Source organism: Pseudarthrobacter sp. WHRI 8279 (assembly GCF_040224115.2).
Lineage (GTDB): Bacteria > Actinomycetota > Actinomycetes > Actinomycetales > Micrococcaceae > Arthrobacter.
On sequence record NZ_CP168162.1, the window covers coordinates 535096 to 561390 of the forward strand.

General features: G+C 66.4%; 22 protein-coding genes, 2 tRNA genes and 2 riboswitches. Of the genes, 16 read left to right on the forward strand and 8 right to left on the reverse strand.

Annotation, left to right across the window (positions count from 1 at the left end):
• Window positions 1-224: 224 nt before the first annotated feature.
• Window positions 225-2051, reverse strand: coding sequence for a S8 family serine peptidase (locus tag ABRP28_RS02360; RefSeq protein WP_350003712.1), 1827 nt, complete (start codon window positions 2049-2051; stop codon window positions 225-227).
• A 248-nt stretch (window positions 2052-2299) separates the two neighbouring features.
• Window positions 2300-2415: riboswitch (SAM riboswitch) on the forward strand.
• Window positions 2416-2457: 42 nt separating this feature from the next.
• On the opposite strand from ABRP28_RS02360, the gene ABRP28_RS02365 reads away from it, so the two are divergent.
• From ABRP28_RS02365 to ABRP28_RS02380, 4 genes are all read left to right on the forward strand, one after another.
• Window positions 2458-3783 carry a bifunctional o-acetylhomoserine/o-acetylserine sulfhydrylase gene (locus ABRP28_RS02365; protein WP_350003711.1) on the forward strand — a complete coding sequence of 442 codons (1326 nt, stop codon included), beginning with the start codon at window positions 2458-2460 and terminating at the stop codon, window positions 3781-3783.
• A gap of 120 nt (window positions 3784-3903) precedes the next feature.
• A riboswitch (SAM riboswitch) is annotated at window positions 3904-4019 on the forward strand.
• A 13-nt stretch (window positions 4020-4032) separates the two neighbouring features.
• Window positions 4033-5148 (forward strand): homoserine O-acetyltransferase, encoded by a 1116-nt coding sequence (locus ABRP28_RS02370; RefSeq protein WP_350003710.1) that lies wholly within the window; start codon window positions 4033-4035, stop codon window positions 5146-5148.
• A 181-nt stretch (window positions 5149-5329) separates the two neighbouring features.
• Complete coding sequence (locus ABRP28_RS02375; protein ID WP_350003709.1) at window positions 5330-6712, forward strand: MFS transporter; 1383 nt, start codon at window positions 5330-5332, stop codon at window positions 6710-6712.
• 112 nt (window positions 6713-6824) lie between these two features.
• Entirely contained in the window at window positions 6825-7943 is a 1119-nt protein-coding gene (locus tag ABRP28_RS02380) for an alcohol dehydrogenase catalytic domain-containing protein (RefSeq protein ID WP_350003708.1), read from the forward strand.
• Window positions 7944-8026: 83 nt separating this feature from the next.
• Here ABRP28_RS02380 and ABRP28_RS02385 read toward each other — a convergent pair whose 3' ends face one another.
• Window positions 8027-8926: a LysR family transcriptional regulator gene (locus ABRP28_RS02385; RefSeq protein WP_350003707.1), complete on the reverse strand. Its 900-nt coding sequence runs from the start codon at window positions 8924-8926 to the stop codon at window positions 8027-8029.
• A gap of 134 nt (window positions 8927-9060) precedes the next feature.
• Between ABRP28_RS02385 and mmsB the strand changes: the two genes are divergently transcribed.
• Window positions 9061-9963: a 3-hydroxyisobutyrate dehydrogenase gene (gene mmsB, locus ABRP28_RS02390; protein ID WP_350003706.1), complete on the forward strand. Its 903-nt coding sequence runs from the start codon at window positions 9061-9063 to the stop codon at window positions 9961-9963.
• A 66-nt stretch (window positions 9964-10029) separates the two neighbouring features.
• On the forward strand, window positions 10030-11514 hold the full coding sequence (locus tag ABRP28_RS02395) for a CoA-acylating methylmalonate-semialdehyde dehydrogenase (RefSeq protein ID WP_350003705.1): 1485 nt from the start codon (window positions 10030-10032) through the stop codon (window positions 11512-11514).
• Between the two features lie 98 nt (window positions 11515-11612).
• Here the strand turns inward: ABRP28_RS02395 and ABRP28_RS02400 are convergent, their stop codons facing one another.
• Both ABRP28_RS02400 and ABRP28_RS02405 read right to left on the reverse strand, forming a co-directional pair.
• Window positions 11613-12146: a hypothetical protein gene (locus ABRP28_RS02400; protein WP_350003704.1), complete on the reverse strand. Its 534-nt coding sequence runs from the start codon at window positions 12144-12146 to the stop codon at window positions 11613-11615.
• Between the two features lie 58 nt (window positions 12147-12204).
• Window positions 12205-13074, reverse strand: a complete 870-nt coding sequence (locus ABRP28_RS02405) for an SGNH/GDSL hydrolase family protein (RefSeq protein WP_374152912.1) — start codon at window positions 13072-13074, stop codon at window positions 12205-12207.
• Window positions 13075-13152: 78 nt separating this feature from the next.
• Between ABRP28_RS02405 and ABRP28_RS02410 the strand changes: the two genes are divergently transcribed.
• On the forward strand, window positions 13153-13803 hold the full coding sequence (locus ABRP28_RS02410; RefSeq protein WP_350003703.1) for an alpha/beta hydrolase-fold protein: 651 nt from the start codon (window positions 13153-13155) through the stop codon (window positions 13801-13803).
• A 42-nt stretch (window positions 13804-13845) separates the two neighbouring features.
• Here the strand turns inward: ABRP28_RS02410 and ABRP28_RS02415 are convergent, their stop codons facing one another.
• Window positions 13846-14073, reverse strand: coding sequence for an RNA-binding S4 domain-containing protein (locus ABRP28_RS02415; protein ID WP_139028643.1), 228 nt, complete (start codon window positions 14071-14073; stop codon window positions 13846-13848).
• Window positions 14074-14106: 33 nt separating this feature from the next.
• On the opposite strand from ABRP28_RS02415, the gene ABRP28_RS02420 reads away from it, so the two are divergent.
• The 3 genes from ABRP28_RS02420 (at window position 14107) to ABRP28_RS02430 (ending at window position 17713) form a co-directional block, all read left to right on the forward strand.
• Window positions 14107-15114: a DMT family transporter gene (locus ABRP28_RS02420; RefSeq protein WP_350003702.1), complete on the forward strand. Its 1008-nt coding sequence runs from the start codon at window positions 14107-14109 to the stop codon at window positions 15112-15114.
• Between the two features lie 176 nt (window positions 15115-15290).
• The gene (locus ABRP28_RS02425) at window positions 15291-16676 is read left to right on the forward strand and encodes a glycine--tRNA ligase (protein WP_104185255.1); all 1386 of its coding nucleotides are present in this window, start codon (window positions 15291-15293) and stop codon (window positions 16674-16676) included.
• Window positions 16677-16678: 2 nt separating this feature from the next.
• On the forward strand, window positions 16679-17713 hold the full coding sequence (locus tag ABRP28_RS02430) for a GNAT family N-acetyltransferase (RefSeq protein WP_350003701.1): 1035 nt from the start codon (window positions 16679-16681) through the stop codon (window positions 17711-17713).
• 66 nt (window positions 17714-17779) lie between these two features.
• Here ABRP28_RS02430 and ABRP28_RS02435 read toward each other — a convergent pair whose 3' ends face one another.
• The gene (locus ABRP28_RS02435; protein WP_350003700.1) at window positions 17780-18604 is read right to left on the reverse strand and encodes a lysophospholipid acyltransferase family protein; all 825 of its coding nucleotides are present in this window, start codon (window positions 18602-18604) and stop codon (window positions 17780-17782) included.
• A 9-nt stretch (window positions 18605-18613) separates the two neighbouring features.
• A complete protein-coding gene (locus tag ABRP28_RS02440) occupies window positions 18614-19366 on the reverse strand; it encodes an alpha/beta fold hydrolase (protein WP_350003699.1) in 753 nt (250 codons plus the stop codon).
• A gap of 142 nt (window positions 19367-19508) precedes the next feature.
• On the opposite strand from ABRP28_RS02440, the gene ABRP28_RS02445 reads away from it, so the two are divergent.
• From ABRP28_RS02445 to ABRP28_RS02470, 6 genes are all read left to right on the forward strand, one after another.
• A complete protein-coding gene (locus tag ABRP28_RS02445) occupies window positions 19509-20900 on the forward strand; it encodes a YibE/F family protein (RefSeq protein ID WP_350003698.1) in 1392 nt (463 codons plus the stop codon).
• 88 nt (window positions 20901-20988) lie between these two features.
• Complete coding sequence (dusB, locus tag ABRP28_RS02450) at window positions 20989-22167, forward strand: tRNA dihydrouridine synthase DusB (RefSeq protein ID WP_350003697.1); 1179 nt, start codon at window positions 20989-20991, stop codon at window positions 22165-22167.
• The gene (locus ABRP28_RS02455; protein ID WP_231455322.1) at window positions 22151-23449 is read left to right on the forward strand and encodes a deoxyguanosinetriphosphate triphosphohydrolase; all 1299 of its coding nucleotides are present in this window, start codon (window positions 22151-22153) and stop codon (window positions 23447-23449) included. The genes dusB and ABRP28_RS02455 overlap by 17 nt, the downstream gene beginning before the upstream one ends.
• An 82-nt stretch (window positions 23450-23531) precedes the next feature.
• On the forward strand, window positions 23532-25472 hold the full coding sequence (gene dnaG / locus ABRP28_RS02460; RefSeq protein ID WP_350003696.1) for a DNA primase: 1941 nt from the start codon (window positions 23532-23534) through the stop codon (window positions 25470-25472).
• Between the two features lie 52 nt (window positions 25473-25524).
• Window positions 25525-25597: transfer RNA gene (locus tag ABRP28_RS02465), tRNA-Asn, on the forward strand.
• Window positions 25598-25721: 124 nt separating this feature from the next.
• Window positions 25722-25794, forward strand: a tRNA-Asn gene (locus ABRP28_RS02470).
• A gap of 53 nt (window positions 25795-25847) precedes the next feature.
• Here ABRP28_RS02470 and ABRP28_RS02475 read toward each other — a convergent pair.
• Window positions 25848-26255, reverse strand: a complete 408-nt coding sequence (locus ABRP28_RS02475; RefSeq protein WP_350003695.1) for a hypothetical protein — start codon at window positions 26253-26255, stop codon at window positions 25848-25850.
• Between the last annotated feature and the right edge of the window lie 40 nt (window positions 26256-26295).

The window sequence follows — 26295 nt, forward strand, 5'->3', positions numbered from 1 at the left end:
TGGGCTCCGGGCTTTCAGTCGTGCTGAAATTCACGCCCACAACAAGCCGAGGGTCCGATTGTTGCCAGCCCTGGACACTGTTACCAGACGTGCTGGCGATGAGGCGGACGGTGCCGCTGCAACTCCTGCAGCTGGCATCTGTGGGGCTGCCCGGGGGGCACGCCGGTAGTTTTGAGCGATTGTCGTCGCTTCGCCGGCATCGCAACGGCACGCCATCAACACCTTTAGAGCCGTTCGGTCCATATGCTTCCGTTGGACCAGTAGATGATGCCGTTTTCGAAGCGCTGGGCACGAGTATACGTATTCAAGGAGTACTCGTCCGTGACCGGGCGCCCGATAAAGGCGTAGCCTCCTCTCCGCTCATACTCCCAGCGGATGGCCCCCTGCAGCAGCCTGGTTCCATACTGAGGTGTGAAGTAAAAGGTTCCACCCTGGAAAGCCTGGACCGCACCTCCCTCAAGCCAGCGGCTCTCATCGGACACAGGGTAACCGGCTACGCCGGTCTGGCCGCCCTTATTCCACCATGCCTCCCGGATTCCGGCGCCGATGTAGTGAAGGCCAATTTGCGGTGTGTAGTACATGGTTCCATTCGTGAAGTGCTGGGCTATGGCTCCGCCGCCCAGAGACTCCTCGTCCCGGATGGGGTAGCCCGAGTCATGCCCGTTGAACCACTTCTTCTCAATGGCACCCCACAGCGGGTGTGCCCCACCTGCAGGCGACCAGAAAATCAACCCATATTGGAACTGTTGCTGCGCTCCGCCCTGGACTGTTTGTTCCTGGCTGATGGCCGCGCCCAGCTGGGACGCTGGTCCGCCCAGTGAGTCGTACTTGGCCCCGATCGCCCCCGCCACCGAAAAGTTGTTGACGGAAGCTGATCCGGTGTACAGCAGACGGTTCGGCGTTCCACTTCCGGATCCTGCAACCTTTCCTCCGGTCGCGGACGAGAGCAGCCGATCGGTCACCTGGCTGGGTGTCAAAAGCGGGTTGCCTGAGAGGAGGACAGCGGCAGCACCAGCCACATGCGGCGTAGCCATGGACGTTCCGCTGAGTGACGCCGTGGCCGTTGCGGAAGTATGCCAGGCGGAGCTGACGCCGACACCCGGCGCGTAGAGGTCAACGCATTTGCCGAAATTGGAGAAGGAGGCCTGGCGGTCCGAAGAATCGCTTGCCGCGACCGTGATCGCCGACGTCGTGCGGGCTGGAGAAGCCGTGCAGGCGTCAACGGCGTTGTTCCCCGCTGAGACAATGGCCGGGAGGCCGTTGGTGATGACGGCCTGGACTGCTGCGTCGAGCACGCTGCTGGTGGGTCCGCCGATGCTCAGGTTAACTACGGCCGGGGTGCCAGGGCGGTGGTGATCTGCAATCCAGTCCAGCCCTGCGATGATGTCCGAGTAGAGGCCGGAGCCATCGCATGCGAGTGCCCGCACCGGAATGAGGGTGGCGGATTTGGCCACGCCATGGACGGCGCCGCCGATGACTCCTGCCACGTGCGTGCCATGGCCGTTGCAGTCGCTTGATCCCAGGCCGTCAGCCTTTGCTGTCCATCCGGCGCTGACCCGGCCGCCGAAATCGGCGTGGGATGCCAGGATCCCGGTGTCTACTACGTAGACGCTGACGCCCTGGCCGGAGGCGGCAGGTGTGTAGGAGCCGGAGAGGGGCAGCGCCTGTTGATCGATCCGGTCGAGGCCCCAGGGGGCATTGCGCTGCACCTCGGAGACCGTGACCGCGTGGTCCGGCTCCACTGTTGCGGCCCGGCCTGAGCGCAGCAGGGCGGCAGCCTGCCCCGGCGTGGCCTCGATGGCCGCGCCCTTCACCGCCTTCGTAAATGTTCTGTTGACGCCGATTCCCTGGGCGCGGAGGGCTGCCGCCTCGGCCGCGACGTCCTTGCCCGGAGCGAATTGCACAAGGTAGCGGCCGCCATCGTCCACAGCGGCAGAAGGAGCGGCGTGTGCTGCGGATGCCGGCCAGGGACCGGCTGCCACCGCGCCTGAGCAGAGGGCGACGGCGGAGAGCAGGACGGTGCGACGTGCCAGGCGAGAGAACTGGGGCAACTGAAGTGTTCCTTTGGTATGGAAGCTGAAAGGCGATGAGACGGGTTCCCGGCTCAAATCTAACGGGGGACCGGTGGCAAACGGCCAAACTTCGCGCAATCCTGCGCATCTTCTGCGGAACCTTGGGAAATCAACATACGGTGCCTCCCAGCGCTGCGTCCGGCGGGGTGCGTCCCGCAGGAGGGCGGGGAAGTCACAACCGGTCACACTCATGGCGGCGGGCACATGCTGTTCCTACACTGGGCTCAGGTCATGAGCGCCAGCACCAAGCCCCGGCTTGCTGGCCGGCAACCCTCCTTCCGCGGTGGGGTGCCCCGGGTGAGGACCTGGCTGTCCGGCAAAGGCCGGACAGCAAGCGCGGCCCGCGGTGCTTTGAGCATGCCGGGCCCAGTCAAAGGAGCCTTAGATGTCCAACGGATGGTCATTCGAAACCCGCCAGATCCACGCAGGCCAGGAGCCGGACAGTGCCACGGGCGCCCGTGCACTCCCTATCTACCAGACCACGTCCTTCGTGTTCCCCAGCGCCGAGAGCGCCGCCAACCGTTTCGCCCTTGCTGAACTGGCACCTATCTACACCCGCATCGGCAACCCCACCCAGGAAGCCGTGGAACAGCGGATCGCCAGCCTTGAAGGCGGGCTCGGGGCACTGCTGCTCAGCTCAGGCCAGGCCGCTGAAACCTTCGCTGTCCTGAACATCGCGGAAGCCGGCGACCATATCGTCGCAAGCCCCAGCCTTTACGGCGGAACCTACAATCTCTTTGCCCATACCCTGAAGAAGTTCGGCATTTCGGTCACCTTCGTGGCGGACCCGGACAACCTGGAGCAGTGGCGCGACGCCGTGCAGCCCAACACCAAGCTCTTTTTCGGGGAAGTGGTCTCCAACCCCCGCCAGGACGTCCTGGACATAGAAGGTATCTCCCAGGTGGCCCACGATGCCGGGGTGCCCCTCATTGTGGACAACACCCTGTCCACCCCGTACCTGATCCGGCCGCTGGAATGGGGAGCGGACATCGTGATCCATTCGGCAACCAAGTACCTGGGCGGCCACGGTTCCGCCATTGCCGGCGTGATCGTGGACTCCGGGAAGTTCGACTTCGGCAAGGACCCGGCGAAGTTCCCGGGCTTCAACACCCCGGACCCCACCTACAACGGGCTGGTGTACGCCCGGGACCTCGGCAAGGACGGTGCCCTGGGCGCCAACCTGTCCTACATCCTCAAAGCGCGCGTCCAGCTGCTCCGGGACCTTGGTTCCGCCGTCTCCCCGTTCAACGCCTTCCTCATTGCCCAGGGGCTGGAAACGTTGAGCCTGCGCGTGGAGCGTCACGTTGCCAACGCCCTGGACGTGGCGCAGTGGATGGAAGCGCGTGACGACGTCGAATCGGTCGCCTACGCGGGGCTGCCCTCCAGCCCCTGGTACGAGAGGGGCCGCAAATATGGCCCCAAGGGCACGGGCGCGATCGTGTCCTTCAACCTCGCCGGCGGGGCGGAGGCCGGCAAGCGCTTCGTGGACGCGCTCGAACTGCACTCCCATGTGGCCAACATCGGTGACGTCCGCTCCCTTGTCATCCATCCCGCGTCGACCACCCACAGCCAGCTCTCCCCGGAGCAGCAGGCGGTGGCCGGGGTAACGCCCGGCCTGGTCCGGTTGTCTGTGGGAATCGAACACATCGATGACATCCTGGCCGACCTGGAAGCGGGCTTCCGTGCCGCCAAGGCGGCCACGGGCGCCTGAGCAGGAGCAAGGGCCGACGGCGGGGTCCCGGGCCGGGCGGGCGTGCCTGCCGGGCCCGGGACCGTCACAACCAGTCACACTCTTGGCGGCAGGCGGGTGCTGTTTCGTACACTCGAACCAGGTCATGAGTGCCAGTGACAGCCCCGGCTTGCTGGCCGGCAACCCTCCTTCCGCGGTGGGGTGCCCCGGGTGAAGACCTGGCCTGCCGGTCATTCGACGGCAGGCAAGCGCGTAAGAAGAGGTCTTGCCATGACGGTTACCGTCGCCCGTACCACCGTTTCCGGACACGGAATAGTCCGCTATGCCTCCATTGGGGGACTGGAACTTGAAGCCGGCGGCTACCTGCCGGACGTCACGCTGGCTTATGAAACCTGGGGCACCCTCAACGAGGACGCCAGCAACGCAGTCCTGATCGAACATGCACTGACCGGCAGTACGCACGTCACCCGTGGCGATACCGACGAACAGGGCTGGTGGGAGCAGCTGGCCGGGCCGGGTGCTCCGGTGGACACGGACCGTTTTTTTGTAGTGTCCATCAACATTGTGGGCGGTTGCTACGGATCCACGGGGCCGTCCTCGCCGGCACCGGACGGGGTTCCCTGGGGATCCCGGTTTCCCCTGGTCACGCTGCGGGACAGCACTGCGGCGGAAGCCCGGCTGGCCGACCAGCTGGGAATCAAGAACTGGTTTGCGGTGCTGGGGGGTTCCATGGGCGGAGCCCGCGCACTTGAGTGGGCCATCACCTTCCCGGAACGGGTGCAGCGCTGCGGAGTGATCTCCATCGGCGCGGCCAGCACGGCCGAGCAGATTGCCTTTGCCCAGGCACAAACCCTGGCGATCCGCCAGGATGCGAATTTCAACGGGGGCGATTACTACGGCGGCCCCTTTCCCGAGGATGGCCTGGCCCTGGCCCGGCGGATTGCGCACATCACCTACCGCTCCGCGGCGGAACTGGAAGGCAGGTTTGGCCGCGCACCCCAGGCTCCGGAGTCACCCCTGCAGGGCGGGGTCCTGGCCAACCGAGGCCGCTACCAGGTGGAAAGCTACCTGGACCACCAGGGGAACAAGCTGGTCCGGCGGTTTGATGCCAACAGCTACATCGCCATCACCGAGGCCCTGATGAGCCACGACATCTGCCGGGGGAGGGGGCCGCTTCCCGAGACCCTGGCGCGGTCAGGTGCGCGTTTCTTCGTGGCAGCCGTGGACTCGGACCGCCTCTACTTCCCGGCCCAGTCCCGCGAACTTGCCGCAGCCCTCCCCGGAGAAGTGGACGTGCACCTCATCACAGCGCCGATAGGCCATGACGGCTTCCTGACGGAAATAGGCCAGCTGGGCCACCAGCTCAGGGCACATCTCTCGGACTAAAACCGAGGTTCGCGGGCAAGTGGATGTGCATTTATGCAGATAGCCTCTGCATGATTCGCCGTTGAGCTTGGCGTTCAGGCGGACCATACTCGTTGGGACCCGGCGGTTCGTGGCCAAAATCACACGTATCCGCCACAGCCTGTCCCAGTGGTGTCGAAGAAGACGCCGAAGGAGTTCATCAATGAGTACGGAAAAGTCCGCCGCGCGGCGGCCCGAGGAAACCGATGTCAAGGCCTCCGGCCTGAAGAAAGTCGTCACGGCCTCCATGGCCGGCACCGTGGTTGAGTGGTACGAGTTCTTCCTTTACGCCTCCGCCGCCACCCTGGTGTTCGGCAAGCTGTTCTTCCCCAACTCCGGAACAGAGCTGGACGGCATCATTGCAGCCTTCGTCACCTACGCCGTCGGCTTCGTTGCCCGCCCCATCGGTGGCATCGTCTTCGGCCACTTTGGCGACAAGTTCGGCCGCAAGCAGTTGCTGCAGCTGAGCATCATCCTGGTGGGTGTTGCCACCTTCCTCATGGGCTGCCTGCCCACATTTGCGCAGATCGGCTACTGGGCCCCTGCCCTGCTGGTGTTCCTGCGCTTCGTCCAGGGCTTCGCAGTAGGCGGCGAATGGGGCGGCGCTGTGCTGCTCGTCGCCGAGCACAGCCCGAACAAGTCCCGCGGTTTCTGGTCCAGCTGGCCGCAGTCCGCCGTCCCCATGGGCAACCTGCTCGCCACGGCCGTGCTGTTCACCCTGTCCTCCACCCTTTCCCCCGAAGCCTTCCTCGGCTGGGGCTGGCGCGTAGCCTTCTGGCTCTCCGCAGTGATCGTCATCATCGGCTACTACATCCGCACCAAGGTCCAGGACGCGCCAATCTTCCTGGAAGCCCGCAAGGAAGTCACCGTCGAGAACAAGGGCTACGGTGTGGCCGAGGTCTTCCGCCGGTACCCGCGCGGCGTGTTCACCGCCATGGGCCTGCGCTTCGCGGAGAACATCCTCTACTACCTTGTTGTCACGTTCTCCATCACCTACCTGAAAGTGGTTGTGCAGACGGACACGTCCCGCATCCTGCTCCTCCTGCTGGTGGCACACTTCATCCACTTCTGCGCAGTCCCGCTGGTGGGCAAGATGTCGGATTCCCTGGGACGCCGCCCGGTCTACATGGCCGGTGCAATCCTCGCCGGAACCTGGGGCTTCTTCGCTTTCCCCATGATGGACACCGCCAACGATCTCATCATCCTGGCTGCCATCACCATCGGCCTGCTGTTCCACGCCCTGATGTACGCCGGCCAGCCGTCCATCATGGCGGAAATGTTCCCCACCCGCATGCGGTATTCCGGCGTTTCCCTCGGTTACCAGGTGACCTCCATCGTGGCCGGTTCCCTGGCGCCGATCATCGCCAGCTCGCTGCTGGGCAGCTTCGGTTCGTCCCTTCCGGTGGCGTTCTACCTCCTGGGCGCCTGCGTGGTCACCGCGGTCTCCGTCTTCTTCCTCAAGGAAACCCGCGGCATCTCACTTCATGATGTCGATGCCGCCGACGCGAAGGGCACGGCCGATCTTCTGGCCGCCGCCAAGAAATAAAGCCGACAGGCATTCCTCACGGCACAGCACCACGGACAGGGCGGCTGCCCGGACCTGCACGCACCGCAGGTCCGGGCAGCCGCGTGTCCACACACCTAAGGTCAGGAACACCATGCGAGCAGCAGTCCTCTATTCCACAGTTCCTTCAGGCACCAGCTATGCCGAAGCGCAGCCCCTGGTGGTCCAGGAGCTCAGCCGTCCCGAACCGCGCGCGGGCGAGCTGGGTGTCACAATCACCTACTCCAGCCTGTGCCACTCAGACCTGTCGGTCGTGGACGGATCCCGCGTCAGGCCGCTTCCCATGGCGCTGGGCCACGAGGCCGTGGGGCGGGTGGCCTCGGTGGGCGAGGGCGTCACCGACGTGTCCGTGGGGGACCACGTGGTCCTTGTCTTCGTTCCCAGTTGTGGCTCCTGCCGGGCCTGCCGGGCAGGGCGGCCTGCGCTCTGCCACCGGGCCGCCGAGGTCAACGGCTCCGGTGACCTTTTGCACGGCGAAGCCCTGCTGCGCACGCCTGCGGGCGAGCGCATCAACCACCACCTTGGGGTTTCGGCCTTCGCGGATTATGCGGTGGTTGCCCGCGAGTCAGTGGTGGTGATTGACGACGACGTCCCCGACACGGTCGCGGCGATGTTCGGCTGCGCCGTGCTCACCGGAATGGGCGCAGTCCTCAACACGGCCGCCATCCAGGAAAGCCAGTCCGTGGCAGTTTTCGGGCTCGGCGCGGTGGGGCTTTCGGCCGTTATGGCTGCGGCGCTCGCCGGTGCTTCCGCCGTTATTGCGATTGATCCCAACACCGCCAAGCATGGGCTGGCCATGGAGTGCGGTGCAACAGCGGTGGGGACTCCGGAGGACGCCGCCCGCCTGATCGCCGAAGCCGCCGGTGACGGTGTGGACATCGCAGTTGAGGCCGTGGGCTCGGCCCGGGTGATCGCGTCCTGCCTTGGGCACGTGACGAGGGGCGGCGCCGTCGTCTCCGTCGGCCTCCCGCACCCCACCGCAGAGCTGACAGTACCTGCCCTGCAGTTCGCCGGGGCGGGCAAGCGGCTGCTGGGCTCGTACATGGGCGACGCTGTACCGGACCGGGACATTCCCCTCTACCTGGGGTACTGGCGCGACGGCCGGTTGCCCGTGGAGCTGCTGCACACCGACACCAGGCCCCTCGCCGAGATCAACGAAGGACTCGACGCGCTCGCAGCCGGGCAGGTGGTGAGGCGGCTTTTCCAGGCGTGAAGCGTGGCCGGCTGCCAGCTCCCTGGTGGCTGACTCCCAGGTCGCTGAAGGACAGGTTACTGGCACGTCAAGCCGCCAGCAGGTCACGCGGCCAATAGATCCTGGCGTTCCGCCACCTCCTGCTGAAGCGCACCAATCACGGCCTGGACCCGGGCGGACCGCAGCGATTCCGGCCGTGCCACTGCCCAAATGGGGACCTGGCGCTGGAAGGCGTCAGCGAGCACCGGAACGAACTCCGGGTTGTGCGCCACCATGAAGTTCGGCAGCAGGCCGATTCCGGCGCCCCGGCGCACCGCCTCCACCTGGGCAAAGATGCTCGTTGCCTGGAAACTTGATTTCGGCATGGGCAGCTGGGAGGAGCGGTGCCCCAGCTCGGCAACCTGGAGCGCCGACTCAACGTAGGAGACGAATCCGTGCTGCCCCACGCCGTCGGGCGTCTCCGGCAGGCCGCGCTCCGCGGCGTAGGCGGGGCTGGCGTAGAGCCGGAGGAAGTAGTTGGTCAGGAAGATGGCCTGCGCGTTGCTCACATCGGTGCTGCCCACCACCACCTCCAGGTCCACACCGGAGCGGTTCTGGCTGACCCGCCGCGTGGCGCTCAACATCTCCACGTTCAGCATCGGGTGCCGCTGCTGGAGGCGGACCAGCGCGGGCGTTACGAATTCGGCGCCAAAACCGTCCGAGGTGCTGATGCGCACCATGCCGGACAGGGCGTCCCGGTCCCGGTTTGTGGCAGCGGCCAGGGAGCCGAGCGTTTCCTCGATCCTTTCCGCCGCGGCCACGGCTGAAGCCCCGAGCTCCGTCAGTTCCCACCCGTGCGGGCTGCGCTCCAAGGTGCGGCCGCCCAGTTGCCTGTCCAGTGCCAGGATCCGGCGCGAGATGGTGGTGTGTGTTGTGCCCAGCGTTTCGGCAACGGCGTTAAAACGCCCAAGCCGGGCCACCGTCAACAGAATGAGTAAGTCGTCCGGACTCGGAAGCTGTGCCATCCCTACCTCCCAGCCGTGTGCATCCATGCACATGGCCTCTGTGAATTTTTACCTTGATTGCACTTTAGCGGGATGTGAGGGTGGACACAGACCTTGCGGCCGTCGGCCGGAGAAAAAGCGAAGGAGCTTATGCCATGGCAGTCATTGGTTGGATCGGTTTGGGAAACATGGGCGGTTCCATGTCGGCGAACCTCGCAAAGGCCGGGCACGACGTACGGGGGTTCGACCTCAACCCGGCCGCCCTCGCCGCCGCGGTAACCGGAGGGGTTAAGCCGGCCGGCAGCATCGCAGAAGCCGTGGCGGGCGCCGACGCCGTCTTCACCATGCTTCCGAAAGGCGAGCACGCAAAGGCGGTCTACCTCGGCGGGGACGGGGTGCTGGCGCACGCCGACGCGCGTACCCTCCTCATCGATTCCTCCACCATCGATATCGCCGCGGCGAAGGAACTGCACGACGCCGCCGCTGCCGCCGGCTTCCGCTTCGTCGACGCCCCGGTTTCGGGCGGGATGAGCGGCGCAAAGGCCGCAACCCTGACGTTCATGGTAGGCGGCGAACCTGGCGCCGTGGAGGAGGCCAGCAGCTTCATCGAGCCGATGGCCGCCAATGTCATCCCCACCGGCGGACCCACCACGGGGCAGGCGGCCAAGATCTGCAACAACCTGATGCTCCTTATCAACCTGGCGTCCACGGCGGAGGGTGCCGTGCTGGCCGACAGGCTGGGCCTGGACAAGAAGGTGTTCTGGGACATCGCCTCGGTCTCCTCCGGCGACAGCTGGGCGCTGCGGACCTGGTATCCCGTTCCGGGCGTCGTTCCCACCGCCGCGTCCAACAATGATTTCGCACCAACGTTCACCGCGGAACTGGCGAACAAGGACATCGGCCTGGCCATCAGCGCCGCCGAGGACACCGGCACACCGCTGGAAATCGGCAGGCACGTGCAGCAGCTGTACCAGCGCCTCATTGACGCAGGCGAGTCCGGAAAAGACTGCTCCATGATCATCAGGCTTGCCGATGGATCGCTTGATCCAGCGAAGTAGCCGCCTTGGCGGGGACCCGTCCGCAGGCACCACAGCCATTCTGAACTCCCTTAGAAAGAGACCTCCGTGCACACCATTCCGCATTACATCAACGGCAGCCGCGTCACCGATGCCGAGCGGTTCGGCCCCGTCTTCAACCCTGCCACCGGCAAGCAGGAAAAGCAGGTGGCGCTTGCCTCAGCGGCCAGGGTTGAGGAAGCCATCGCCGCCGCCAAAGCCGCGCTGCCGGCCTGGCGGGCTGCGAGCCTCGCCAAGCGGACCAACATCTTTTTCCGCGTCCGCGAAATACTCAACGATCGCAAGTCCGAGCTCGCCGCCATCCTGACCAGCGAGCACGGCAAAGTCCTCTCCGACGCCGAGGGGGAGATCTCCCGCGGACTGGAGAACATCGAGTTCGCCACCGGCCTCTCCCACATGCTCAAGGGCGAACGCTCCGAACAGGTGTCCAGCGGCGTGGATGTCCACTCCGTCCGGCAGCCCGTGGGCGTGGTGGCCTGCATTACGCCGTTCAACTTCCCCGCCATGGTGCCGCTGTGGATGATCGGCAGCGCCCTGGCCTGCGGCAACACGGTGCTTTTGAAGCCCAGCGAGAAGGACCCGTCCTCCGCCGTGTTCATCGCAGAGGTCTTCGCCGAGGCAGGACTTCCGGCCGGTGTGCTGAACGTGGTCCAGGGTGATAAGGAAGCTGTTGACACTCTCCTGGAACATCCGGAGGTCAAAGCGGTCAGCTTCGTTGGATCAACGCCCATCGCCCAGTCGATCTACAAGAGGGCAGCGGACCACGGCAAACGCGTCCAGGCCCTGGGCGGAGCCAAGAACCACATGGTGGTCCTGCCAGATGCGGACCTGGACATGGCAGCGGACGCCGCCATCTCCGCGGCCTATGGCTCTGCGGGCGAGCGATGCATGGCAGTGAGTGTGCTCGTGGCCGTGGGCAGCATCGCCGATGACCTCGTGGCTGCGGTCAAGAGCCGGATGGCCACCCTGAAAATTGGACCCGGCACGGACCCGGCTTCCCAGATGGGTCCGCTGATCACGGCCGAACACCGCGAGAAGGTTGCCTCCTACGTTGCCGGCGCCGAAAACGAGGGCGCCACCGTAGTTGTGGACGGGCGAACACAGCAGTTCGATTCGAACGGGTTCTTCATCGGCGTCAGCCTGGTGGACCACGTCAAGCCCGGCATGAAGGTCTACGACGACGAAATCTTCGGCCCGGTCCTGTCCGTGGTCCGGGTGGACAGCTACAGTGACGCTGTCCGCCTGGTCAATGACAATGAGTTCGGCAACGGAGTTGCCATTTTCACCCGCGACGGCGGCGCAGCGCGGCAGTTCGAGTTCGACGTCGAGGCCGGGATGGTGGGCGTGAATGTGCCCATTCCGGTGCCGGTTGGCACCTTCTCTTTCGGCGGCTGGAAGAACTCCCTGTTCGGTGACACCCACATGTACGGGCCGGACAGCATCCGGTTTTACACCCGCGGCAAGGTAGTGACAACCCGCTGGCCGGACCCGGCAACGTCGGTCATCGACCTGGGTTTCCCGCAGGTGGATTGAGTCAGCAAGTGGACTAGGTCAGCAGGTGGACTAAGCCGGCGGAGCTGGATCCCGGAGCTACGCGCACGCTGCTCGTGTCCGGTGGCAGTCAGTGGCAGTCAGCCGTTCATGATCTCGCTGCGGCGGGTCATGTACTCCTCGACGGACAGCTCACCGTTGCTGTACTGCTGGTCCAGTTCCGCGAGCTTGCGCGCCCGGAACCCCTGCGGGGCCGACGGCGGCGGGGGAGTGGCCGGGGCTGAAGGCTGCTGCGGGGCTTCTTCGTGCTGGTTCTGCCCGTAGGGCTGCTGCCCGTACGGCGGAAACTGCTGGTCCGTGGGCGGGAACGGCGGGACGGGCTGGATCGGCGGCAGGGGCTGGTTGGGCGGGAGCGGCGCAGGCCGCTCTATCTGGCGGAAACCGCCCGCGAGGTAGTCCTGCTGGGTGAAGCCGTCCCGCGGTTGCTTGCTCTGCGGACCGTTGGAGCCAAAGCCTCCAGCCCCGGGGAATTGACCGGCGCCGGGGAACTGCTCCGGGTACCGCCCCGAGAAGGTTTGCTCCTGGTTCCGGCGGGCCACAGACTTCCGGTACATCCGCATGGCCATCGGAATCACGAATGACAGGATGATGATCCAGAAAAACAGGTTGCTCACGGTGCTAAGCCTCTCGTGTGTGTCCCTCCAGCTTAACCCCGGCGCGTTAACAACGGACTCAGTTCCGGCTTCCCGCGGCCTGCCCCAGCGGACCCTCGCCGGACCCCAGGGGAACGCCCGGACCAAAGACGGGACCCGGCGTCGGCCGCTTTGCCGTGATGCCGTCCCCTGACGACTGGTTGCGCAGCCGGCGCAGCACCCATGGCACAAAATACTGGCGGGCCCACACCAGGTCCCCGGACCGCGCCTCCCGCCAGCTCCGGGGCGGGAACGGCTTTGGCTGGAGGGGCTGCAGGGTGTGCTCCACGTTCAGTGAATCAAGCACCATGGCGGCAATCGTGTGGTGGCCCAGGGGCGAGAAATGAAGCCGGTCCTCGTCCCACATCTGGGGGTCGCCGAGCTGGCGGAGGGACCACATGTCAGCAATGACGGCGTCGTGCCGGGCGGCGACAGTCCGCAGGTTCTCGTTGTAGATGGCCACCTTGCTGCGGATCCTGCCGAGCACGGACGTGCCGGTGTCCGGGCCGTTGAAAAGCACCACCGTGGCACCGCCCATGGTGAGGATCTGAACCACGGAGTCCAGTTTCCCGGCGAGGACATCCGGATCCCCGCCCCGGCGCAGGAGGTCGTTGCCGCCCGCGGAGAGGGTAACCAGGTCAGGCTTCAGCGCAAGGCACGGGGCGAGCTGCTGGTCCACGATCTGCTGCAGCAAACGGCCCCGGACCGCAAGGTTGGCATAGGCGAAGTCCGGCTGGATCCGGCCCAGTTCCTCGGCAACGCGGTCCGCCCAGCCGCGGTAGCCGCCCGGGCTTGAAGGCTCGGGATCCCCGATGCCCTCCGTGAAGGAGTCACCCATGGCCACATACCGGGTCCACGGGTGGGAGCCGGCGGTCATGGATGGGGTCTCGATGGCGCTTGTGTCACTCACGGTCCTATCCTGCCTTTCGCTTCCCTGGCTACGCCAACGTAGGTAGTTACCTGTGGGTAACTGGTATGAATGGAAACCATGACTGACGCCGAAGTATTTCCTGCCCCTGTTGTCCTGTGGTCCCATCCGGAGGACCAGCGCGATGGCAAGCCCCTGCTGGTGCTTTTGCACGGCTATGGCGCAAACGAACAGGACCTGCTGAGCCTGGCCGACCTGCTGCCCGGAGGCTTTGCCGTCGCGTCCGTCCGCGCCCCCATCGCCATGGGTCCGGGGTTCACCTGGTTCCCGCTCACGGCCTCCATCGACTACTCGCTGGACCGCGTCAAGGAAGCATCGGCCTACGTGCTCGAATGGATCGACGCCATCAAGCCAGGGCACCCGTCCGTGTCCCTGCTGGGCTTCTCCATGGGCATGGCCATGGCCACCACGCTCCTGCGCCAGCGGCCCACGGACTTCGCCGCCGTCGTCGGACTTTCAGGCTTCGTGGTGGACGCCGGCGACGATCCCAGCTTCAAGGACTCCGAGCTGGACGGCACCGTGCCCCTGTTCTGGGGCCGGGACCAGCAGGACCCCGTGATCACGCCGGACAAGATCGACTTCACCATGGGCTGGGTGCGCAAGCACGTCAAGCTCACCAAGGTCCTCTACACCGGCATGTGGCACGGTATCAACCAGCAGGAGATCGGGCACGTGGGGGAGTTCCTCACCCACGAGGTCCTGAAGAAGTAGGAAGAACGACGGCGGGCGGCGGCCCAGTGCCGCCCCGCGCCGTCAGGCTGCGGGCGCCACCACGCGCACGGTCTGGCCGTTCACCGTCACGGTGTCGCCATTGTGCAGCTGCCGGCCGCGGCGGTCGTCGATCTCCCCGTTGACCTTGACCAGCCCGTTCTTGATGAGCTCCGCGGCCTCCACGCCGTCCTCCACCAGGTTGGCGAGCTTCAGGAGCTGGCCCAGGCGGATCATGCTGTCGCGGATGGTGATCTCTTCAACATTGCTCATAGAAGCAATGATGCCTGACGTAGGGTTGATTCAATGACTTCCAGCCCCCGCCTGCCGCTGCTCGCAGGCCTTCCGCTCGCGGTGGGCGCGGGCCTCGCCATTCCCGTCCAGGGCCGGATTAACGGCGCCCTCGGCACACGCCTCGACGACGGCATCGCCGCTGCGGTGGTGAGCTTCAGCACAGGCCTGGTGGTGATGGTCCTGGTCTCGCTGCTCCTGCCGAGCGGCAGGGCCGGCCTGGCCAGGATCCTGCCCGCGGTCCGCAGCAGGGCGTTTCCGCGCATCTATGTCCTTGCCGGCGGCATCGGTGCGCTCTTCGTCTTCGCGCAGTCCTTCACGGTGGGCATCCTCGGCGTGGCGCTGTTTACCGTGGCAACTGTCACCGGCCAGACGGTCAGCGGCCTGCTGGTGGACAAGCTGGGCATTGGACCGGCGGGCCGGAAGCAAGTCACGGCCATCCGCGTCATCGGCTGCCTCCTGACCATCGCCGCCGTCGCCTGGGCTGTGTCACCACGGTTCGCCGCAGCAGGCGGCACTCCGGGCGTGGCGGCCGACGGCGGGGCAGGGCCAGGCGGCCCCGCAGCGCTCCTGGTCCCGCTCCTCCTGCCGGTGGCGGCAGGGTTCCTGATGAGCTTCCAGCAGGCCATGAATGGGACGGCCACCGTCCATTACGGCACACCCATCGCGGCCACCCTGGTCAACTTCATTGCGGGGTCCGTTGTGCTGTGGACGGCTTACGCGGTGAAGGTTACGGTGGCCGGACCGGGGAACCCTCTGCCCGCTGAGTGGTGGTACTACCTTGGCGGTCCCATGGGATGCGTTTTCATCGGCCTTGGTGCGCTGCTGGTCCGGAGCCTGGGCGTGCTGGTCACCGGGCTGGGCATGATCGCCGGGCAGTTGCTCGGCTCGCTTGCCCTCGATGTGGTGCTGCCAACGCCGGGATCAATCGTGGCACCGGCCACGGTCCTGGGCACCGTCCTGACCCTCGCCGCCATCATCCTGGCCACCCTGCCCTGGCCGCGGGGCGCCCTGCGCAGGTAGCGCCTGCCCAGATAACACCCGGGCAGGCAGCGGCCGGTAGGCTAGGGCACGCAGCTCTCTCGCATTTTTCCTTCACCCGCCCCGCCCCGCAGCCAGAGGTATTCCGCCGCTGGCTTCGCCGGGGCCAGAAACCGCGGACCGCACCCAGCGGCCCTGTAGAAATTGGAGTTACCCCCATGGCAGCAAAATCCGTACTCGACCAGGTCATCTCCCTCTCCAAGCGCAGGGGATTCGTGTTCCAGGCCGGTGAGATCTACGGAGGTTCGCGCTCTGCCTGGGACTACGGGCCCCTCGGCGCCGAGCTGAAGGAAAACATCAAGCGCCAGTGGTGGCAGTCCATGGTCCGCGGCCGCGAGGACGTGGTGGGCCTGGACTCCTCCGTGATCCTGCCCCGCCAGGTCTGGGAGGCCTCAGGCCACGTTGAGGTCTTTTCGGATCCGCTCGTAGAATGCCTTTCCTGCCACAAGCGCTACCGCGCGGACCACCTCGAGGAAGAGTACGAGGAAAAGAAGGGCCGCCCCGCCGAGAACGGCCTCAAGGACATCGCCTGCGCCAACTGCGGCACCCGCGGCGAATGGACCGAACCGCAGGAATTCTCCGGCCTGCTCAAGACCTACCTGGGTCCCGTTGCCAGCGAAGAGGGCCTGCACTACCTGCGCCCCGAAACGGCGCAGGGCATCTTCGTGAACTTCAACAACGTGCTCACCACGTCCCGGAAGAAGCCGCCGTTCGGCATCGGCCAGATCGGCAAGTCCTTCCGCAACGAGATCACCCCGGGCAACTTCATCTTCCGCACCCGCGAGTTCGAGCAGATGGAAATGGAGTTCTTCGTCGAGCCCGGCACGGACGAAGAGTGGCACCAGTACTGGATGAAGGAGCGCATGGCCTGGTACACCGGCCTGGGCATCCGGGAAGAGAACCTGCGCTTCTTCGAGCACCCGCAGGAAAAGCTCAGCCACTACTCCAAGGGCACCACGGACATCGAGTACCGCTTCGGCTTCCAGGGTTCCGAGTGGGGTGAGCTGGAAGGCATCGCCAACCGCACCGACTTTGACCTCTCCACCCACGCCAAGGCCTCCGGAACGGACCTGAGCTACTTCAACCAGGCCACCAACGAGCGCTACACCCCGTACGTGATCGAGCCTGCCGCGGGCCTGACCCGCTCCTTCATGGCGTTCCTGGTGGACGCCTACACCGAGGACGAGGCCCCCAACGCCAAGGGCGGCGTGGACGTCCGCACCGTCCTGAAGCTGGATCCGCGGCTGGCGCCGGTCAAGGCCGCAGTCCTGCCGCTGAGCCGCAACGAGGACCTGTCCCCGAAGGCGAAGGACCTCGGCGCCCAGCTGCGCAAGAACTGGAACATCGACTTCGATGACGCCGGCGCAATCGGCCGCCGCTACCGCCGCCAGGACGAGATCGGCACCCCGTTCTGCATCACCGTGGACTTCGACACCCTCGAGGACCAGGCCGTGACCATCCGCGAGCGGGACACCATGAGCCAGGAACGCGTCTCCCTGGACAAGGTGGAAGGCTACCTGGCCGCACGCCTGATCGGCGCCTGAGCATGGCCATCGAATACCGCGAATGGCGTGAAGGCGACGACCTGGCGCTGCTGGAAATCTGGGGCGGCCCCGAAACCCACCAGGCGCGCCAGTTCCGCGGCGCCCTGGCGGTTTCCTCTGCCGGGACCAACGGCACGCCGTGGCGGCGCTGCATTGTGGCCGAGGACGTGATCGACGGCGTCGGGATTCCGGTTGCCGCCGGCGTCGTTTACGAAGCCTCCCTGCATCCCGAGCGGCTCTGGGCCTACATAGAGGTGGCGCGGGACCACCGGCGCTCCGGCATTGGTGCCACCCTGCTGGCGATGTTGCGCCGCGAAGCTGAGCACTCGCCGTCGGGCGTTACCAAGCTCCGCGCCAAGGTGGAGCCGGGCACCCCGGGGGCCGCCTTCGCTGAAGCCTTCGAACTGGCACCCATCCAGCGGTCCCGGCTGGTGGTCATTGAACCGGGAGCCCTGCGGTTGCCGGTGTTTCCTGCCGACAGCAACGGCGGCGGGCCGGCCAACGACGAGAACGCCGGCTCCGACGTCGTGATGGACCTGGCCACGGGCTCCGTGGAGCTGACCGATGTGGTGGGCAGGTACTACACCTCCATCCACGGCTGGGATTCACCGGGCGTGCTGTCGGTGGGACAGGTGCAGAAGCTTTTCCTGGACGACCTCACCGGTGCGCACGGCGCAATCGTGCTGCGTGCCCGGCCCGAATCGGCTTTCGGGGCGGGAGTTGCTCCCAGCAAGAAGGGCCGGATCCGGGCTTTCGCCGTGAGCTATGCCGCGCCGGCAGACCCGGATGCGGCACCGGGCCAGGAGGATACCGGGGCGGAAACACCCACGGATGTCTTCGTCGGCCACGAGCCCGCGCTGGCCCCGGACGACGCCGCTGAAGCCGTCCGCGACATGCTCGCGCTGATCGCGTACCAGCACCCGGTCATGCTGGAACTGGACGACTCCATGGCCGCCCTCCGTGCCGCCGTCGAGCCCCTGCTCGACAACGGCAAGGCCCGGCTGGCAGGCGCGGAGACCCTAGTGGTCTCGGACTAGGCGCCGTTACCCAACCAGGCCGCAGCAGGTGTCGTTATGGAGCCCCATTTCGACACCTGCTGCTGCCTAGTTTGGGCGGGGATCACGACGGCGGCCCCTGGCTGCGTCCTGCGCGTCGAGTAGCTGCCGCTCAGGTTCGGTCGGTGCGCTGCCATCCAGGTGGGCGGGCATCCACCATGCGCCGGGCTCCGGCTGCAGCGGAAAGTCCACAATGCACTTCCCGATCCCGTCCTGGAGGCGGGCACGGAGTTCCTTAGTACCGGCCTCAACATCGTCGCCCGGCGCGAAGGCCAGCGGCTCACCCACATGGATCCGGACCGGTGCCCGCCATGTCCTTCCGGCCGAAAAACCGTGGCCGCGGGTAAGGACCCGGTGGGCGCCCCAGACGGAGACGGGGATGACCGGAACCCCGGCTTCGGCCGCCATCCGGACCGCGCCGGTCCTGCACTCGCGGACGGTGAAGCTGCGGCTCACGCCCGCCTCCGGGAACACGCCAACATACTCCCCGGCGCGCAGCTTGGCCACCGCGGCATCATAGGCGTCTGAACGGCCGCTGTACCCCACCACCACGTGGCCGGCAGCACTGATGGCCGGTCCGGCAAGCCAGTGATCGGCGGCGCCCTGATGGACCAGGAACCGCAGCTCCGCGCGCGAGTGCTCCCACAGCAGGAGCTCGGCGACGGCAAAATCGACGTAGCCAAAGTGCGTGATGGCAAAAACGGCGCCGTTGCCCGGAACCACAGCCCTGGAGGTGCCGGTCCTCGTCCCCGGAGGCGGCAGGTGTTCCGTCCCGCTGCTGATGATCCGGATCCGGAAGACCCGTCGAAGCAGGAGTGCACAGCGGACGATCACACGGTAGAAGGGGTCATTGGGTGCGGGACGCCATGCCATGGAAAGTCCCTACAGGGTCACCTGGACGGACGATTCCGGCAGCAGCCTGGTGAAGTCCGCGGGAAGGGGGAGCTCCTTGCCGATGCTTTCGGAGAATGCCTTCATCACAAAGCCGGTGGTCAGCGTCTGCCACACCCCGATTTTGCGGAGCATGAAGTGGCCTGCACCCTTGAGGGCAACGTACTGCATGCTGGCGGCCTCGGCGGAGGCGCGCCGCGCGAAGAGCAGGGACGCCGAAGCGCTGGTCCACCTGTCCGTGGTCCCGTGGACAATAAGCACCTTGCGGTTGGCGACGCCGGACGTGGGAGTTGACGGGTTGAGCCAGGGGGCAAGGGCGACGACGGCCTCCACCCCTGGGTGGTCCGCGGCGCACACGGCGGTGAGCCCGCCCATGGAATGGCCCACCAGGAACACCGGCACGTCAGGGTGCTGCTCCCGGATCCTTGCAAGTGCCCAGCGGGCGTCCTGCAGCGGGGACATGTCCGGGCCGTTCCAGCCGCGGACGCTGTTGCGGAGCGACCACACAGCCAGCCCGTGCTTCCGGCCGGCGCGGTGCAGGTCCCAGGCGAAGGGCACCATCCTGGCCGGGCTCAGGTGCCTGGCCTCCACGGGCTCACGGCTTTGGGACTTGCCCCCGTGCAGGACCAGGGCAACTCCCCGGGTGGGACCTGACGACTCCCGAACGCTGAGCACTGCCTCGTGGGCAGTGCCGGATGTTTCAGACGGGCGCGGGGCCCCCTTTTCCGAATTGCTGTTGGCCATACCTGGTACCTCCCAGTCCCCGATAATCCATTTATAAACCCTACGGTGCCGGACGTAGAGTTCAACGTATGAGGTTCTACAGCTGATGGGGTCCGGTCACTCCCACGCTTCCACAGGTCATTCGGAGCCGACGCCGCAGGCGATGGCTGCCCGGCGGAAGGCAAACCGCATCCTCGCGGCAGTGCTGATTCCGCTGACGCTCCTCACCCTCGCGGGGATGGCCATGCTCTGGCCCTCGGGCAGCAAGGAGGGTATTTCCCTGGCCAACCCCTACTCTGCGGCGCCCGGGGTCACTTTCGACACCGGCACCATCCAAAGCGTGGTGACGGAAAACTGCATGCAGGGCATTGCCCAGCAGGGCCCGGACGGCCAGGCCCAAAACCAGCAGGGCCAGCAAAGCCAACAGGGGTCCGACTGCACGTTTGCCTTTACGGAGCCGGACAAGGGCGGAAGCCCGGTCAAGGTGGTGATCAACCCGGACGTGGCCAAATCCCACGGGGTGAAGACCGGCGACCAGATCCGATACCTGAACCTGTCCAACGCCCAGGGCGCGTCCGCCGCCCAGGGGTCGCCCGCCTTCATCTTCGTTGACTTCGTGCGGACCCTGCCGATCGTCCTGCTGGCACTGCTGTACGCAGCGGTGGTGATAGCCGTGGCCCGCTGGAGGGGACTGCGCGCCCTGATCGGGCTTGTGGGCGCCTACTTCGTGCTGGCAAGCTTCATGCTTCCCGGGCTGGTGGAAGGAAAACCGCCGCTCCTGCTGGCCCTGGTGGGATCCACGGTAATCATGATCGGGGTCCTGTACTTCGCCCACGGCTTCTCCGCCCGGACCTCCACCGCACTGCTGGGCACCATGTTCGGGCTGGGGATCACGGCGCTCCTGGCCGCGTGGGCAACCGGTGCCGCCAACCTTGCCGGGGTGGGGAACCACGAGGCAACCACCCTGGTGAACACTTCCGCCAACATCTCGATTTCGGGCGTCATACTGTGCGGGCTCATCATCTCCGGCCTGGGCGTCCTCAACGACGTGACCATCACCCAGTCCTCCGCTGTGTGGGAGCTCTACGAACTGGCGCCGGGCAGCAGTGCCCGGAAACTCTTCACCTCGGCCATGCGGATCGGGCGGGACCACATCGCGTCCACTGTGTACACCATCGCCTTCGCGTACGCCGGCGCGGCCCTGCCCATCCTCATCATCGTGATGCTCTACGACCGCCCGCTCGCCGACACCCTTACCAGCGCGGAGCTCTCCGAGGAAGTCATCCGCACCCTTGTGGGCTCCATCGGCCTGGTCCTGGCCATTCCGGTCACCACGCTGATCGCCGTGCTGGTGGTCAAAGCCACAGGCGTCCGGGCAGGGGTCCCGGAGGCGCCGGCACCGCGGGCGCCGGAAGCAATCAGCCAGGATGAACCGGGGGTGACTGACACCGGGTCGCTGGCCGCCGCGGCCCTTGACCGCCAGTCACGCCTTCCCGCCGGAGACCAGGACGACGCACCAGCCACCAGACGGGGACGCCGGGCGGACCGCGGTTGAGCCACTCCGGTTGGCTCCACCTTCTGGCCACTTCAGTTGACCAACCCGGCCGGCAGCCCGATTTGCCCGGCTTTGCAACAATGGACAGGTGACTGTTGCAGCAACTCCTCCCGCCCCCAAGCTGGAACTCCCGCCCCTGAAGCTGGGTCCCATCACCGTGGACACGCCAGTGATCCTGGCGCCCATGGCCGGCATCACCAACTCCGCCTTCCGCCGCCTCTGCCGTGAATACGGCGGCGGAATGTACGTGGCGGAGATGGTGACGTCCCGCGCCCTGGTGGAACGGACGCCGGAATCGCTCCGCATCATTTCGCATGACGACGACGAAAAGGTCCGGTCTGTCCAGCTGTACGGCGTGGACCCGGTCACGGTGGGCAGCGCCGTGCGGATGCTGGTGGAAGAGGACCGCGCAGACCACATCGACCTGAACTTCGGCTGCCCGGTGCCCAAGGTCACCCGCCGGGGCGGCGGCTCGGCCCTGCCCTGGAAGATCGACCTTTTCACCTCCATCGTGCAGACCGCCGTCAAGGAAGCGTCGAAGGGCAATGTCCCGCTGACCATCAAGATGCGCAAGGGCATCGACGACGACCATCTCACGTACCTCGACGCCGGCCGCATCGCCCGCGATTCCGGGGTCGCCGCCGTCGCCCTTCACGGCCGCACGGCCGCGCAGTTTTACTCCGGACAGGCCGACTGGTCCGCCATCGCACGCCTGCGTGAGGCCCTGCCGGACATCCCGGTGTTGGGCAACGGTGACATCTGGTCCGCGGAAGACGCGGTCCGGATGGTCCGCGAAACCGGTGTTGACGGCGTGGTGGTGGGCCGCGGCTGCCAGGGCCGGCCCTGGCTCTTCGGTGACCTGCAGGCGGCCTTTGAAGGCAGCGACATCCGGCACAAGCCGAATCTGGGCCAGGTTGCCCAGGGCGTCTACCGGCACGCCGAACTGATGGTGGAGACCTTCGATGACGAGGGCAAGGCGCTGCGGGAGATCCGCAAGCACATCGCCTGGTACTTCAAGGGCTACGTGGTGGGAGGCGAACTCCGTACCCGGATGGCGCTGGTGAACAGCCTCGAGGAGCTGCGCGCCGCCCTGGACGAACTGGACACCGCCTCTCCCTACCCGGGTGTCGATGCCGAAGGCCCCCGCGGCCGCGCCGGCTCACCCAAGCGCCCCGCGCTGCCGAAGGACTGGCTCGAGTCCCGGGCCCTCAACGCCGACCAGTCGCGGGACATTTCCGCGGCGGAACTGGATGTTTCCGGTGGCTGAAACGCGCACTGCCGCCCCCGTCCTGCCGGGCTACGACACCCACGACTCTGCCCGGTGGGTGGAGGAGCCGCCCAAAAACGTCTACCGTTCCGACTTTGAACGGGACCGTGCCCGGGTGCTCCACTCCTCGGCGCTCCGCCGGCTGGGCGCAAAAACCCAGGTGGTGGCACCGGACACGGATGACTTCGTCCGCACCCGCCTGACCCACAGCCTCGAGGTCGCCCAGGTGGGCCGCGAGCTGGGGCGCTCCCTGGGCTGCGATCCGGACGTCGTGGACACCGCCTGCCTCAGCCACGACCTCGGCCATCCGCCGTTCGGACACAATGGGGAATCGGCGCTGAACGAGGTGGCCCACGCCATCGGCGGCTTCGAGGGCAACGCCCAGACCCTGCGGCTGCTGACCCGGCTGGAGCCCAAGGTGCTGACGCCCGACGGCCAGCCCGCAGGCTTGAACCTCACCAGGGCCAGCCTGGACGCGGCAGCCAAATACCCGTGGTCCGCGCTGGAAGCTCCGGTGATCCACGGCCAGCGCACCAGCAAGTTCGGCGCCTATGAGGACGACCTGCCGATCTTCAACTGGATCCGGGAGGGGGCTCCGGAGCGCCGCTCCTGCCTGGAGGCCCAGGTGATGGACCTTGCTGACGACATCTCCTACTCGGTGCACGACGTCGAGGACGCAATCGTGGCGGGGCACTTCCAGCTGCGCTGGATGGACAACCCGGACCACCGCGCCCGGGTGGTGGGGTACGCCAAGCAGTGGTACCTGCCGCACAACGATCCCGCCGCCATCGACGCCGCCCTGGCCCGGCTTGAAGCCACGGACGTGTGGGTGCGCGAGGCCGACGGCAGCCGCAAGTCCATGGCGGCCCTGAAGAACATGACCAGCCAGCTGATCGGCAGGTTCTGCCAGAGCGCGCTGGAAACCACCCGCGCCGTGTACGGTCCGGAGAACCTGACGCGCTTCAACGCCGAACTCATGGTTCCGGATGAGACCGTCATGGAGATTGCCGTCATGAAGGGCCTGGCCACCACGTTCGTGATGACCACCGAACACCGCCAGCCCATCTACGAGCGCCAGCGGGAGGTGCTCCACGCCCTGGTCACGGCCCTGAGCGCCACCGGTGACCGCCACCTGGAACCGATGTTCGCGGCGGACTGGCGGGACGCGCCCGACGACGGTGCACGCCTTCGCGTGGTGATCGACCAGGTGGCGTCGCTGACCGACGGCTCGGCACTGGCCATGTACGAGCGGCTGGTGGGGAGCCTGCCGTCACTGTGGTGATTGACGCTGTGGTGATGGGCGCTGTGGTGAGGTATCCCACGTGGCACCCGTCGCCGTCGTACCCCAAGGCTAGGATGGCTCTGTGCCAGGGCTGATCAAACGCGAAGATATTGACGAAGTACGCCAGCGCACGGACATCAAGGAAGTGGTTGACGGGTACGTCACGCTCAAGGGCGCCGGGCTGGGGACCTTCAAAGGCCTGTGCCCCTTCCACGACGAACGTTCCCCTTCCTTCACTGTCCGGCCGCAGGTTGGCCGGTACCACTGCTTTGGCTGCGGTGAGGACGGCGACGTCATCGCGTTTGTGCAAAAGCAGGATCACAGTTCGTTCCAGGAAGCCGTGGAGAAGCTGGCCGCCCGGATCGGCTACGAGCTGCGGTATGAGGACGGCGGAACCGGGCCCAACCGGGAGGAAGTGGGGCGCCGGCAGCGGCTGCTGGATGCCCACAAGATCGCCGACGAGTTTTTCCAGGGGCAGCTGCTGACGCCCGGGGCCGCGGAAGCGCGCACCTTCCTGCATGGGCGCGGCTTCGACCGGGCAGCCGCAGAGCAATTCGGCGTCGGGTACGCACCGCAGGGCTGGGACGCGCTCCTCAAGCACCTCCGCGGCCGGGGCTTCACTGACGCTGAGCTGAAGCTGACGGGCATGTTTTCCGAAGGCAACCGGGGGATTTACGACCGTTTCCGCGGTCGCCTGATCTGGCCCATCCGGGACATTGCGGGGGACACCATCGGCTTCGGCGCCCGCAAGCTGTATGAGGACGACCAGGGTCCCAAGTACCTCAACACCCCCGAGACCGCCCTCTACAAAAAATCCCAGGTGCTGTACGGCATCGACCTCGCCAAGCGCAGCATCGCCAAGGAGCGGCAACTGGTGGTGGTGGAGGGCTATACGGACGTGATGGCCTGCCACCTTGCAGGAATCACGACGGCGGTGGCCACCTGCGGCACCGCGTTCGGCACCGAGCACATCAAGATTGCCCGCCGCCTGCTCTCCGACGACGGCACCGGGGGAGAGGTCATCTTCACCTTTGACGGCGACGCCGCCGGGCAGAAAGCCGCTCTGCGCGCCTTCGAGGAGGACCAGCGCTTCACCGCCCAGACCTACGTGGCGGTGGAGCCCTCCGGCGCGGATCCCTGCGACCTGCGCCAAAGCAGGGGCGATGAAGCCGTGCACGCCCTGGTGCAGTCCCGCCGGCCGCTTTTCGAGTTCGCCATCCGGACCACCCTGAAGCAGTTCAACCTGGACACCGTGGAGGGGCGCGTCCAGGGCCTGAAAGCCTCCGTGCCGGTGGTTGCCGCCATACGGGACGCCTCCACCCGGACGGGCTACTGCCAGGCGCTCACGGGCTGGCTGGGGATGCCGGACCCCAACGAGGTGCTGCGCCTGGTCACGACAGAAGTCAAAAATGCCGCCAAGCGCGGCGACCAGGGTGGGGCCCCCGCTCCCGCGACCCGGACCTCCGCGACTCCCTCCGCCCCCGCAGCCGCACCGGGAGGTCCCGGCGTTGCTGCAGGGCCGCCGTCGGGAGCCGTGCCGTCCTACCACCGGCCCGACCCCCGGGACCCCGTGGCCTCCATGGAACGGCAGGCGCTGGAGGTTGCCCTGCAGGAGCCCGCGCTCCTGGTTGGCGGCGTCTGGGAACGCTTTTCGGCTGCCCGCTTTGCCACCCCCGCTTTCCAAGCCGTCCACGACGCCATGCGGGCCACGGACCCGGCCCTCGCCGCCGACCCCGTCCGGTGGGTCGAGCACGTGATGCACGAGGTTCCGGAACCGTTGCGCCCCCTGGTGTCCGAGCTTGCTGTTGTTCCGCTGCCCGCCAGCACCGAGGAAGCGGTGCAGAAGTATTGCCGGGACATCCTCTCCCGGCTGTTCGAGCTTCAGATCACGCGGGTCAAGGCGGACAAGATGGGCCAGCTCCAGCGGCTGGACCCTGCGGCTGACCCCGAAACGTACCAGCGACTCAACCGCGAACTCATGATGCTGGAGATGGAACGCCGGGCGCTCAGGTCTGATGCCTGACCCCCGATTTCGCTTCCAGCCGGGGTCTTTGCTAGGCTAATACCCGCTTCATTCCTCCTTAGCTCAATTGGCAGAGCATTCGACTGTTAATCGAAGGGTTGCTGGTTCAAGTCCAGCAGGAGGAGCGCGCAATCCCCGTTCCGGCCTCCGGAACGGGGATTTTTTTATGCCGGAAGCTGCCCTCCAGGGCCGTGGGGATGCCGATTTCACTTTGTCCGGAATCCTTTGCTAATGTCATACCTGCTTCATTCCTCCTTAGCTCAATTGGCAGAGCATTCGACTGTTAATCGAAGGGTTGCTGGTTCAAGTCCAGCAGGAGGAGCAAACCAAAAGAATCCCCGTTCCTCGCCTGTGAGGGACGGGGATTTTTGTTTTCTAGACGAAGTCCATTTCCACCTGGAGGAAGCGCTCCGCCTCCACGATCGCGCCCAGGAACGCCTCTTTCTCGGTGGGTGACTTCCGGGGCTGGCGGGGATTCCACTCGTGGGGGGCCGAATGGATGCGGACCACTCCTGCGTCTGGTGGCGCGTAGAAGATCCCGAAGCGCTGCACGGGCCATTCGGGGGAGGTCTCGGGGGCTACCAGCAGGGCGGCGTTGAAGGCGGGGTTGAACCACTGCGCGATGGGCCGGCGGCGGTCCTCAGTGAACAGCCCGGCGGCATAGAGCGCTGCAGACTGTTCGCCTGTCTGGGCACACAGCCGCTCCCACCACAGTGGCAGTATCCGGTTATCGCACCGTTGCCATGTGGCCGGAAGCGGCGGTTGTTCCTGCCAGGTGGGCACAAACACCATTTTATCGCGGGTACCCTGCAGGCGGCAGGCC